An 11,946-nucleotide genomic window follows, 5' to 3' on the forward strand; every position below is an offset into this window, starting at 1 on the left:
ATCGTCGGGCGCGAGAATCAATGGAGCACGCGGATGGCAAACCCGTTCTACACCGGCGAGCATGAGGCTTCTGCGAGGTGATGCGGCGCTTTGTGGCCAAGGAAATCGAGCCTTATGCCCATCAATGGGACGAGGAGGGCGAGTTTCCGCGCGAACTCTATGCCAAGGCGTCCGAGATTGGGCTGCTCGGCCTCGGTTTTCCGGAAGAATATGGCGGGATCGCCGCCGACCAGTTCATGAAGATCGTGGCCTCGCAGGAGCTGGCGCGGGCCGGCGCCGGGGGCGTCTCCTCAAGCCTGATGAGCCACACCATCGGCTCGCCGCCGATCGCGCGTGCCGCCCGCCCCGAGGTCAAGGCGCGGGTGCTGCCGGAGGTGCTTGCGGGCAAGAAGATCTCCGCGCTGGCGATCACCGAGCCGAGCGGCGGCTCGGATGTCGCGAACCTCCGTACCAAGGCGCAGCGCGACGGCGACCATTACGTCGTCTCCGGCGAGAAGACCTTCATCACCTCGGGGATGCGCGCCGACTATCTGACGGTTGCGGTGCGCACCGGCGGCGAGGGGCCCGGCGGCGTCAGCCTGCTCTTGATCGAGGGCAATACGGCCGGCCTCTCCCGCACCAAGCTGAAGAAGATGGGCTGGTGGGCCTCGGATACCGCGACACTTCATTTCGATGAGTGCCGCGTGCCGGTCGAAAACCTGATCGGCGAGGAAGGCCAGGGCTTCAAGATCATCATGCAGAACTTCAACAGCGAGCGCATGGGCATGGCGGCAAGCTGCACCGCCTATGCGCGGGTCTGCCTCGACGAGGCGGTGGCCTATGCCAAGGAGCGCAAGACGTTCGGCAAGCCGATCGCCCAGCACCAGGTCATCCGGCACAAGATCGTCGACATGGCGCAGAAGGTTGCAGCCTCGCAGGCGATGCTGGAGATGCTGGCGTGGCGGCTCGGCCAGGGCGAAAGCCCGGTCGCCGAGATTTGCATGATGAAGAACCAGGCGACGCAAACCATGGCGCATTGCGCCTCCGAGGCGGTGCAGATCTTCGGCGGCGCCGGCTTCATGCGCGGCGTCAAGGTCGAGCGCATTTACCGCGAGGTCAAGGTCAACGCCATCGGCGGCGGCACCGAGGAGATCATGAAGGATCTCGCGAGCCGGCAGATGGGATTGTGATGAATTTTCCCCGGTCATTCCGGGGCTCGCCAACGGGTCCGCGCAAAGCGCGGCCCGATGACAGGCTCCGCGAGAGCCCGGAATCCATCGGGCGGCAGATTCGATGTGAAATGGATTCCGGGCTCGCGCTGCGCGCGCTCCGGAATGACGAGGGATAGACCGAACAATGCTCTTAACCGCCGACCACGACGAACCCCGCCGCGCGCTCCAAAAATTCATCGCGGCCGAGATCAATCCCCATGTCGACGAATGGGAGAAGGCCGATATCTTCCCGGCGCATGAGCTGTTCAAGAAGCTTGGCGATCTCGGCTTCCTCGGCCTCAACAAGCCGGTCGAGTTCGGCGGCCAGGGGCTGGATTACTCCTACGCGCTGATGATGGCCGAGGAGCTCGGGGCCATCACCTGCGGCGGCGTGCCGATGGCGATCGGGGTGCAGACCGACATGGCGACGCCGGCGCTGGCGCGGTTCGGCTCGGACGAGGTGCGGCGCGAGTTCCTGGCGCCAGCGATCGCGGGCGACCAGGTCGCCTGCATCGGCGTCTCCGAGCCCGGCGCCGGCTCCGACGTTGCGTCGATCAAGACAAATGCACGTTCCGACGGCGACGACTACGTCATCAATGGCGGCAAGATGTGGATCACCAACGGCACCCAGGCCGACTGGATCTGCCTGCTCGCCAACACCAGCGACGGCCAGGTCCATCGCAACAAGTCGTTGATCTGCGTGCCGATGAAGACCAGGGGCGTGCAGGTCGCGCGCAAGCTCGACAAGCTCGGCATGCGCTCGTCGGATACGGCGCAGATCTTCTTCGACAATGTCCGGGTGCCGAAGCGCAACCGGATCGGCGAGGAAGGCCAGGGCTTCACCTACCAGATGATCCAGTTCCAGGAAGAGCGGCTGTGGGGCGCGGCGGCCTGCCTCAAGGCGCATGAGTTCATCATCAACGAGACCATCGAGTATACCCGCAACCGCAAGGCGTTCGGCGGCTCGATCCTCGATAATCAGGTGGTGCACTTCAAGCTCGCGGAGATGCAGACCGAGGTCGAGCTGCTGCGCTCGTTGATCTATCGCGCCGCCGAGGCGCTGGTCGCCGGCGAGGACGTCACCCGGCTTGCGACCATGGCGAAATTGAAGGCCGGCCGGCTCGGCCGCGAGCTCACCGATGCCTGCCTGCAATATTGGGGCGGCATGGGCTTTACCAACGAGACGCCGGTCAGCCGGGCCTATCGCGACAGCCGCCTGACCTCGATCGGCGGCGGTGCCGACGAGGTGATGCTCATGGTATTGTGCAAGATGATGGGCACGCTGCCTGGCCTGAAGAAGGGAAACGCCTGATGATCACGCTCTATCACTGCGACGCCGCGCGCTCGTTCCGCCCGCTGTGGATGCTGGAGGAGCTCGGACTGCCCTATGAGCTGAAGATGCTGCCGTTCCCGCCGCGCGTGTTCGCGAAGGAATATCTCGGCATCAATCCGCTCGGCACCATTCCGTTCATGGTCGACGGCGAGACCAGGATGACGGAGTCCTCCGGCATCTGCCACTACCTCGGCACGAAATATGGCCCGACACCGCTGATCGTGGGCGTCGACGAGCCGGCCTTTGGCGCGTTCCTGAACTGGATGTATTTTTCCGATGCGACGCTGACCTTTCCGCAGACATTGGTGCTCCGTTACAGCCAGCTTGAGCCGGAGGAGCGGCGCAACCCGCAGGTCTCCGGCGACTATGCGAAATGGTTCCTCGGACGCTTGCGCGCAGTCGAGGCCGCCGCAGCGAAATCGGAATTCCTCTGCGCGGAACGCTTCACCGCCGCCGACATCACGAACGGCTATGCGCTCCGGCTCGCCAGCAATATCGGCCTTGCCAAGGATTTCGGGCCGAATGTCGCGGCCTATTGGGCGCGGCTACAGCAGCGCGACGGTTACAAGCGTGCGGTGGCGGCGGAGCAAAAAGCCGGGCTGGAACAGAATGTTGCGCCGCGGGCGCGGCCTTGATCACGCCGGCGTCGGTGTGTCTCGGAATTGATCCAGCACGTCGGTGACAGCTTGCGAATATGCGCTATGGTAGCTCCGCCGCAGCGGCCCAAAGAGCCGCGCGAGGAGGAACCGCCATGGACGCGATCGTGGACGCGAAGTGCCAGAAGTCCGGCCAGCAGCAGTCCGGCCACCGAATGCTGATCACGCCGGAGCGGGTGTTCTATGCAGGGCTGCTCGGCCGCCCGCGCGAACGCTGCCCTGGCGCATTCCATGTCTATGTCGCGATCCGCGACGGCTTGCATCTGTCGACCAGCGAGGGCCGCGAGTCCCATGGCGAGCTCGCGGTGACGATGCCGAACCTCCGTCACACCATCACCAGCGAATATCGTTCCGCGATCTGCGTCGCGATCGAGCCGGAGAGCGTGCCCGACGGCACGCTGGAAGCGGTTGCCCGCCGCCTGCAGGGGCCGGACTCACATTTGTTCGCAAACCGGATTCGCAACGCCTATGCGACGCTCGCCGAGATGCAGCATCGCGACGCGATTGCCAATGCCGAGTTCGACACCATGTGTTTCGGCGACGCGCTGCCGCAGCGCGTGCTCGATCCGAGGGTCGTGCGCGCGATCGGCCGCATCGGGCAGTTTTCCGGCGAGCCGGTGACCGCGGCAGGCTGTGCCGCCGAGGCCGGGCTGTCGCCGTCGCGCTTCCTGCATCTGTTCAAGGAGGAGACCGGGATCTCGTTCCGCTCCTTCCGCGCCTGGAAGCGCGCGCGGCATCTGCTGCACTTCGCCAACCAGGACATCAACCTCGCGCATCTCGCGCAGGACATCGGCTATCCCGACAGCACCCATTTCAGCCACTCGATTCGCCGCTTCTATGGCCTCAAGCCGCGCGCGATCTTCTCCGGCTCGCGCGATCTTGCGATCTACCGGACCGGGCAGGGGGCGAGTGAGAGGGTTTTGACCTAACCCGTCATTGCGAGGAGCGAAGCGACGAAGCAATCCATCTTTCCTCGAGCTGGGGCATGGATTGCTTCGCTTCGCTCGCAATGACGACGGCTAGAGATTCGCGCCCTGGATCACCTCGCCGAACCTCAGCCAGCCGGGCCCTTCGATCCGTTGTAACTGAAGCTGTTGCAGCGGATGATGGTTGGTCGGGCTGGTGTTGACCTTGATGCCGGGCAACAGCGTCGGGACATAGACGTCCCTGAGATTGTTCGCCTGCGCCATGATGTTGTCGCGGGTGAAATTGCCTTTGCATTGCTCAAGCACGATCTTGAGCACGTTCGCCACCATATAGGCGTAGAGGTTGTAGCCTTCCTTCGGATTGCCGTCGGGGAAGTATTTTTCCATGAAGGCGAGGAAATCCTTCACGCCTTGGTCATTGGCCCAGGCCGGATCGGCGACGTCCTTGATATAGGCCGATGAGATCGTGCCCTGCGCCTTGTCGAGGCCGACCGGGATGATGGTCGAAGACAGCGACGCAGCACCGCTGGCGATGAAATGCATCGGCTTCCAGCCGAGCTCATAGATCTTGCGGATCGACTGCGCGCAGAACTTTGCCGTGGTGCCCGAGATCAGCACGTCAGGATTGGCGCCGCGCAGCGCGACGATCTGGGAATCGATCGTGGGATCGGTGACTTCGTGCGACGCCACCACGGCCGATGTCGCGAACCGCTCGCCCAGCACATCCTTGGCGCCGGCGACGAAATCCTTGCCGAGATCGTCGTTCTGGTAGAGCACCGCGATCTTTGCGTCCTTGTGCTGGCTCAGCGCATATTTGACGAACACCTGCGCTTCGGTCCGCGCGCTCGGCGCGAAGCCCATGGTCCACGGATAGGACTTGTAGTCGCCCCATTTGTCGCCGTTCACCGACAGGAACAAATGCGGCACCTTGGCGGCGTTGATGTATTTGACGACGGCGGAATTCGGCGCGGTGCCGAGCATGTTGAACAGGAAGGCGACATTGTCGCTCTCGATCAGGCGGCGCACCTGCTCGACCGTCTTCGCCGGATTGAACGCATCGTCGTAATAGATGTACTTGATCTGCCGGCCGGCGATGCCGCCTTGCTCGTTCAGCATCCTGAAATAGGCCTCCTGGCAGCGCGCCTGCACGCCGAGCGCGGACACCGGGCCGCTCAGCGAAGTGGTGCTGCCGATCCTGATCTCGGTGGCGGTGACCCCGGGTGTGTCTTCGGCCAGCGAAGGCCGGAGGCCCGCGGCTGCCGCTAGTCCCGCGCCTGCCGCGCCGGTGAGCCATCTGCGCCGGTTGATCGAGACCATGACGTTCTCCCCGTGATGCCGGCTTGTTGCGCCGCTTCTGCTTGAAGCAGAGCCTATGCGTCACGTGGGCTCGGCGTCTTGTGTTAACCGGCTGGCGGCGAATTGCGGCGCGGGCGCATTGACTTAGCCAGTCAACGCAAGATGGCGCGAAGGCAAATTTCTCATCATGGGAAAACCAGCAGCGCATGTGCACTGCAAAGCGGACAAGAGACCCCATGAGCGACAAGGCCGTCATCACCTGCGCGCTGAACGGCGTGCTTACCGACCCGAAGCAGCACAACGTTCCGGTGACGCCGGAGCAGATGGCGCGCGAGGCCAGGGCCGCGTTCAACGCCGGCGCCAGCATCATGCACATCCATCTGCGCCAGCAGGAACCGAACAAGGGCCACCTGCCGTCATGGGAGGTCGGCGTCAGCAAGGAGATCCAGCAGGCGATCCGCGAGGCCTGCCCCGGCGTGATCATCAACCACACCACCGGCACCTCAGGCCCGAACTACCAGGGCGCGCTCGATTGCGTGCGTGAGACCAGGCCCGAGATCGCCGCCTGCAATGCGGGCTCGCTGAATTATCTGAAGGTCAAGGCCGACAACACCTGGGCCTGGCCGCCGATGATGTTCGATAACGCGGTCGAGAAGGTGCAGGACTATCTCGACGTGATGAAGGCGGCCGGCACCATTCCCGAATTCGAATGCTTCGACGTCGGTATCGTGCGCTGCGTCGGCATGTACCGGCAGACCGGGATGTATTCCGGGCCGCTCGAATACAATTTCGTGATGGGTGTCGCTTCGGGCATGCCGGCCGATCCGGAACTGCTGCCGATCCTCCTGAAGCTGAAAGCGCCGGAAGCGCATTGGCAGGTCACCGCGATCGGCCGCGCCGAAATCTGGCCGCTGCACCAGCGCACCGCCGATCTCGGTGGCCATCTGCGCAGCGGGCTCGAGGATACGTTCTATCTCGGCGACGGCACCAAGGTGACGTCGAACGGTCAGCTCGTCGAAGGCCTCGCCGCCTGCGCGCGCCGCGCCGGCCGCGAGATCGCGAGCCCCGCCGAAGCGCGGCAGATCTTTGGGACGAGACACTAGGTCACGCCGGCCGTCATTGCGAGCGTAGCGAAGCAATCCATCTTGTCACTCGAAGACAGAGTGGATTGCTTCGTCGCTTCGCTCCTCGCAATGACGGTTGAGAGGAGAACCAGACATGGACAATCTCGCAGCAACCGGCGGCGTCGTCGGGCCGGGCCGCATCGGGCGGGTCGCGATCGGCGATCTCCTGAAGCGCGCCGCGCAGCGGTTTCCCGACCGCATCGCGTTGACCGACGGCGACAGGCAGGTCACCTTCACCGAGCTCGAACGCGACGCCAATCGTTTCGCCAATCATCTGGTGTCGCGCGGGCTGAGGCCGGGCGAGAAGATCTCGACGATCTGCAACAACTCGGTCGAATTCGTCAAAGCGCTGTTCGGCATCCACCGCGCCGGCTTGGTCTGGGTGCCGATCAACACCATGCTCGGTCCGGCGGACATGGACTACATCATCGGCCATGCCGAGGTCCGCTTTGCCATCATCGATGACAATCTTCATGCCCAGGCCGACCGCCGCGCGGCGCTGGAAGCGCGCGGCACGGAGATGATCGCGGTCGACCTGACCGGCAATGCCGGCAAGACCGGCTTGAAGGAGTTCAACGGACTTCTGGCCGGGCAATCCGACATCGAGCCTGATATCGAGATCAACGACCGCGACCTCGCGATGATCATCTACACGTCGGGCACGACGTCGCGGCCGAAGGGCGCGATGCATTGTCATCTCGCCGTGGTCATGGCCGTGATGAGCAACTGCATCGAGATGCAGCTCTCGCGCGATGACGGGATCACCGGGCAGTTCCCGTTGTTTCACTGCGCCGGCCACGTGCTGCTGCTCAGCTACCTCTCGGTCGGCGGCCGCATGGCGCTGATGCGCGGCTTCGATCCGGTGGTTTGCATGGAGGCGATCGTCCGTGACAAGCTCACGGTGTTCGTCGGCCTGTCGCTGATGTACCAGGTGATCCTCGATCACCCGCGCCGGCGCGATTACGATTTGTCGGGCCTGCGCTGCTGCATCTACACCATGGCGCCGATGGGCAAGCCGCTGCTCGAACGCGCGATGGCGGACATGTGTCCGAATTTCGTGCTGACCAGCGGCCAGACCGAGATGTACCCGGCGACCACGATGTCGCGGCCGGAGGTGCAGCTCGACCGCTTCGGCAATTACTGGGGCGAGTCGCTTGTTGTCAACGAGACCGCGATCATGGACGACAATGGCAACCTTTTGCCGCGCGGCGAGATCGGCGAGCTGGTGCATCGCGGGCCCAATGTGATGATGGGCTACTACAAGGACCCGAAGTCGACCGAGGAGGCCCGCAAGTTCGGCTGGCACCATACCGGCGATCTCGCTTTGATCGACGCCAATGGCGAGGTGCTGTTCCTCGACCGCAAGAAGGACATGATCAAGTCGGGCGGCGAGAATGTCACCTCCGTCAAGATCGAGGAGACGCTGCTGGCGCATCCTGCGGTGCAGAATGCCGCCGTGGTCGGTCTGCCGTATCCGCAATGGGGCGAGGCGGTCTCCGCCTTCGTCAAGCTGAAGTCCGGCGCGGTCGCCGACGAGGCCGGCATCGAAGCGCATTGCCGAAAGCATCTCGGCGGCTTCCAGGTGCCGAAGCTGGTGCGTATCCTGGAGGAGATGCCGATGACCGCGACCGGCAAGCTGCGCAAGGTCGAGCTGCGGCAGCAGTACAGCGAGTATTTTGTGGAGCGCGCGTAGTGGCCATCATCGAGAACACCATCGCCACCGGTAGCGCCGGCTTTCAGGGCAATCGCGACGGCATGCTGGCGCTGATCGCCCGGATGCGGGGGCTGGAGGAGCGGACCCGCGCGGCCTCCGCCGCGGCAAAGGACCGCTTCCACAAGCGTGGGCAGCTCTTGCCGCGCGAGCGCGTCGCGCTGGTGCTCGATCCGGGCTCGCCGTTCATCGAACTGTCGACGCTCGCCGGCTATATGTTCGATGTGCCGGATGCGGACAAGAGCGTGCCCGGCGGCGGCCTGGTCGCCGGCATCGGATTCGTCTCCGGCATCCGCTGCATGGTCAGCGCCAATGATGCCGGCATCGACGCCGGTGCGCTGCAACCTTATGGCCTCGACAAGACGCTGCGGGTGCAGGAGCTCGCGCTGGAGAACAAGCTGCCCTATGTGCAGCTGGTCGAGAGCGCCGGTGCCAATCTGCTGCGCTACCGCGTCGAGGATTTCGTCCGTGGCGGCAACATCTTCCGCAATCTGGCGCGGCTGTCGGCGGCAGGGCTTCCGGTCGTCACGGTGACGCACGGCTCCTCCACTGCGGGCGGCGCCTACCAGACGGGCCTCTCCGATTACATCGTGATGGTGCGCGGCCGCACCCGCGCCTTCCTCGCCGGGCCGCCGCTGCTCAAGGCCGCCACCGGCGAGATCGCGACCGAGGAGGAGCTCGGCGGCGCGGAGATGCATACCCAAATCTCCGGTCTCGGCGATTATCTCGCCGAGGACGACCGCGATGCGCTGCGCATCGCGCGCGAGATCATGGCCAAGCTGCCTTGGGACCGTCCGGTCCCAGAACCAGCCGCATTCAAGCCACCGCGCTACGAAGCGGAGGAGCTGCTCGGCATCATGCCGATGGACCACAAGCGCCCCGTCGACATGCGCCAGGCGATCGCGCGCTTCATCGACGATTCCGATTTCACCGAGTTCGGCGCCAATTACGGCCCGGCGACGGTCTGTGGCCACGCCCGCATCGAGGGGCAGGCGATCGGCATCATCACCAACAACGGGCCGCTCGATGTGCCCGGGGCCAACAAGGCGACGCATTTCATCCAGGCCTGCTGTCAGTCGCGTACGCCGATCCTCTACATGAACAACACCACCGGCTACATGGTGGGTAAGGCCTATGAAGAAGCCGGCATGATCAAGCACGGCTCGAAGATGATCCAGGCGGTGACGTCGGCGACGGTGCCGCAGATCACGCTGTATTGCGGCGCATCATTCGGCGCCGGCAATTACGGCATGTGCGGCCGCGGCTTCCATCCGCGCTTCTGCTTCTCCTGGCCGAACGCCAAGACCGCCGTGATGGGCGGTGAGCAGGCCGCAGAAACCATGGCGATCGTCACCGAGGCGGCGGCCGCGCGGCGCGGCAAGCCAATCGAGAAGGAGAAGCTGGAGGCGATGAAGGCGCAGATCACGGGTGTTTTCGACGGCCAGATGGACGTGTTCTCGACCAGCGCCCGCGTGCTCGATGACGGCGTGATTGATCCGCGTGACACGCGAACGGTGCTGTCGGAGGTGCTTTCGATCTGCCGCGAAGCGGAGGCGCGCACTCCGCAGCGCATGCAGTTCTCGGTGGCGCGGCCATGAGCGGTACCATCGTGAAGCGGACGCCGTTCTTCAAGGTGCTGATCGCCAATCGCGGCGAGATCGCGCTGCGCATCATGCGCTCGGCGCGGCGGCTCGGCTATGGCGTGGTCGCGGTCTATTCGGATGCCGACCGCGACGCGCTGCATGTGCGCGAGGCCGACCAGGCGGTGCGGATCGGCGAGGCGCTGCCGGCGCAATCCTATCTGAAGATCGATGCGATCATCGCCGCCGCCAAGGCGAGCGGCGCCGGCGCGGTGCATCCCGGCTACGGCTTCCTCGCCGAGAACGAGGACTTTGCGCAAGCCTGCCGCGACGCGGGGCTGGTGTTCATCGGCCCGTCGCCGGAAGCGATCCTGGCGATGGGCAACAAGGCCGGCGCCAAGGAGATCATGCAGAAGGCCGGTGTTCCCTGCGTGCCCGGCTATCAGGGTGCCGACCAGAGCGATGCAGCGATGCTGGTGGAAGCGAGGAAGATCGGCTTCCCCGTCATGATCAAGGCGGTCGCCGGCGGCGGCGGCCGCGGCATGCGGCCGGTCGCGGATGCGGCGGCGTTTCCGGATGCGCTGCGCAGCGCGCGGTCGGAAGCGCAGGGCGCGTTCGGCGATCCCACCGTGATTCTTGAACGCGCGATCGTCGATCCGCGCCACATCGAGATCCAGGTGTTCGGCGACCGCCACGGCAACGCCATCCATCTCGGCGAGCGCGACTGCTCGGTGCAGCGGCGGCACCAGAAGCTGATCGAGGAGGCGCCGTCGTCGGCGGTGACGCCGGAGCTGCGCGCGCGGATGGGCGCGGTCGCCGTCCAGGCGGTCAAGGCGATCGGCTACGAGGGTGCCGGGACGCTGGAGTTCCTGCTCGATCGCGCCGGCAATTTCTACTTCATGGAGATGAACACGCGGCTCCAGGTCGAGCATCCCGTCACCGAGGCGATCACTGGGCTCGATCTGGTCGAGCTGCAGCTGCGCGTTGCCATGGGTGAGCCGCTCGGTGTGAGGCAAGAGGACATCGCCTTCTCCGGTCATGCCATCGAGGTGCGGCTGTGTTCGGAGGATGCCGGGCACGACTTCATGCCGCAATCCGGCACGATGGCGCGATGGCAGATGCCTGATGGCATCCGCGTCGAGCACGCGCTCAAGTCCGGCTCGGAGATTCCGCCATTCTATGATTCGATGATTGCCAAGGTCATCAGCCACGGGGCCACCCGCGACGAGGCGCGCGGCAAGCTGATCTCTGCGCTGGAGCAGGTCACGGCGTTCGGCGTCACAACCAACCAGGGCTTCCTGATCGACTGCCTGCGCCATCCGGTCTTCGCCAGGGGCGAGGCGACCACGGCCTTCATCGGCAACAACCGCGATGCATTGCTGGCGCCGCGGCCGGATCGCGGCAGCGACCTCGCGCTCGCGGCGCTGCTGCTCTACGTCACCAATCCGCATGCGCCGCCATGGCAGCGCGGCCGGTCGCTGGCGGCGACGTTTCCGCTCGGTCTGCGGATCGATCTCGGCCATGGCGTGCAGGAGATCGAGATCGTCCGCGAGCGCGACGGCAGCTATCTCGCGACCCGCAACGGCGATCGCTTCAGCTTCGTGATCGACGAGCTCGATCAGGACGGCATCCGCTTCCATCACGACGGCCTGATGGAGCAGGCCAGGTTCCTGCGCGATGGCGATCGGCTCTCTATCCTGCACCGCGGCGTCACGCTGTCGGCCCGGGATCTGACGCTTGCGCCGCCGGAGAGCGCGAGCGCCGCCGGCGGCGACGGCAAGGTCCGCGCCGCCATGAACGGTCGGGTCGTCGCGGTGCTGGTCAAGGCGGGTGACAAGGTCGCGGCCGGCCAGCCGGTGATGACGCTGGAGGCGATGAAGATGGAACACGTGCACACCGCCGGCGTCGCCGGCACGGTGTCGTCGATCGATGTTGCTGAAGGCGAGCAGGTCACGACGGGGAAGATCGTGGTGGAGATCGAGGCCGCCGCGTAGATCGAGGCCGCCGCATAAACACTGTCGTCCCGGGCAAGCGAAGCGCGACCCGGGACCCATAACCACCGATCGATGTTGTTGAAGCAGGCTGTGGCCACAGCTCGGCTCACAATGAGCAACGGTGGTTGGGTCCCTG

The 11,946-nt window shown here is 65.1% G+C and carries 8 protein-coding genes and 1 pseudogene; 8 read left to right on the forward strand and 1 reads right to left on the reverse strand.

All coding sequences use genetic code 11. The features are described from left to right. Window positions 1-33 precede the first annotated feature (33 nt). The 4 genes and pseudogenes from AKN84_RS06160 to AKN84_RS06175 all read left to right on the forward strand — a co-directional run bounded on the left by AKN84_RS06160 (window position 34) and on the right by AKN84_RS06175 (window position 4,108). Window positions 34-1,169, forward strand: a pseudogene (locus AKN84_RS06160) (acyl-CoA dehydrogenase family protein). A gap of 166 nt (window positions 1,170-1,335) precedes the next feature. After that, window positions 1,336-2,502 (forward strand): acyl-CoA dehydrogenase family protein, encoded by a 1,167-nt coding sequence (locus tag AKN84_RS06165; protein WP_050419860.1) that lies wholly within the window; start codon window positions 1,336-1,338, stop codon window positions 2,500-2,502. Beyond that, window positions 2,502-3,158: a glutathione S-transferase family protein gene (locus tag AKN84_RS06170; RefSeq protein WP_050419861.1), complete on the forward strand. Its 657-nt coding sequence runs from the start codon at window positions 2,502-2,504 to the stop codon at window positions 3,156-3,158. Before AKN84_RS06165 ends, AKN84_RS06170 begins: the two co-directional genes overlap by 1 nt. A gap of 116 nt (window positions 3,159-3,274) precedes the next feature. Then, window positions 3,275-4,108: a helix-turn-helix domain-containing protein gene (locus AKN84_RS06175; RefSeq protein ID WP_050419862.1), complete on the forward strand. Its 834-nt coding sequence runs from the start codon at window positions 3,275-3,277 to the stop codon at window positions 4,106-4,108. 90 nt (window positions 4,109-4,198) lie between these two features. Here AKN84_RS06175 and AKN84_RS06180 read toward each other — a convergent pair whose 3' ends face one another. Further along, window positions 4,199-5,422 (reverse strand): ABC transporter substrate-binding protein, encoded by a 1,224-nt coding sequence (locus tag AKN84_RS06180; protein ID WP_050419863.1) that lies wholly within the window; start codon window positions 5,420-5,422, stop codon window positions 4,199-4,201. A gap of 215 nt (window positions 5,423-5,637) precedes the next feature. On the opposite strand from AKN84_RS06180, the gene AKN84_RS06185 reads away from it, so the two are divergent. From AKN84_RS06185 to AKN84_RS06200, 4 genes are all read left to right on the forward strand, one after another. Further along, entirely contained in the window at window positions 5,638-6,504 is an 867-nt protein-coding gene (locus AKN84_RS06185; RefSeq protein ID WP_050419864.1) for a beta-keto acid cleavage family enzyme, read from the forward strand. Window positions 6,505-6,619: 115 nt separating this feature from the next. Beyond that, complete coding sequence (locus tag AKN84_RS06190) at window positions 6,620-8,218, forward strand: AMP-binding protein (protein WP_050419865.1); 1,599 nt, start codon at window positions 6,620-6,622, stop codon at window positions 8,216-8,218. After that, window positions 8,218-9,834, forward strand: coding sequence for an acyl-CoA carboxylase subunit beta (locus tag AKN84_RS06195; protein ID WP_050419866.1), 1,617 nt, complete (start codon window positions 8,218-8,220; stop codon window positions 9,832-9,834). Before AKN84_RS06190 ends, AKN84_RS06195 begins: the two co-directional genes overlap by 1 nt. Further along, window positions 9,831-11,810: an acetyl/propionyl/methylcrotonyl-CoA carboxylase subunit alpha gene (locus tag AKN84_RS06200; RefSeq protein WP_050419867.1), complete on the forward strand. Its 1,980-nt coding sequence runs from the start codon at window positions 9,831-9,833 to the stop codon at window positions 11,808-11,810. Before AKN84_RS06195 ends, AKN84_RS06200 begins: the two co-directional genes overlap by 4 nt. Window positions 11,811-11,946: the final 136 nt, after the last annotated feature.

Origin of the sequence: Bradyrhizobium tropiciagri (assembly GCF_001189845.1) — a bacterium.
Classification (GTDB): Bacteria; Pseudomonadota; Alphaproteobacteria; order Rhizobiales; family Xanthobacteraceae; genus Bradyrhizobium; species Bradyrhizobium tropiciagri.

Bases quoted from the DNA above. Each gene is read 5' to 3' on its own strand.
- AKN84_RS06165 (WP_050419860.1), top strand. From the start codon at position 1,336: ATGCTCTTAACCGCCGACCACGACGAACCCCGCCGCGCGCTCCAAAAA.
- AKN84_RS06170 (WP_050419861.1), top strand. From the start codon at position 2,502: ATGATCACGCTCTATCACTGCGACGCCGCGCGCTCGTTCCGCCCGCTG.
- AKN84_RS06175 (WP_050419862.1), top strand. From the start codon at position 3,275: ATGGACGCGATCGTGGACGCGAAGTGCCAGAAGTCCGGCCAGCAGCAG.
- AKN84_RS06180 (WP_050419863.1), bottom strand. From the start codon at position 5,422: ATGGTCTCGATCAACCGGCGCAGATGGCTCACCGGCGCGGCAGGCGCG.
- AKN84_RS06185 (WP_050419864.1), top strand. From the start codon at position 5,638: ATGAGCGACAAGGCCGTCATCACCTGCGCGCTGAACGGCGTGCTTACC.
- AKN84_RS06190 (WP_050419865.1), top strand. From the start codon at position 6,620: ATGGACAATCTCGCAGCAACCGGCGGCGTCGTCGGGCCGGGCCGCATC.
- AKN84_RS06200 (WP_050419867.1), top strand. From the start codon at position 9,831: ATGAGCGGTACCATCGTGAAGCGGACGCCGTTCTTCAAGGTGCTGATC.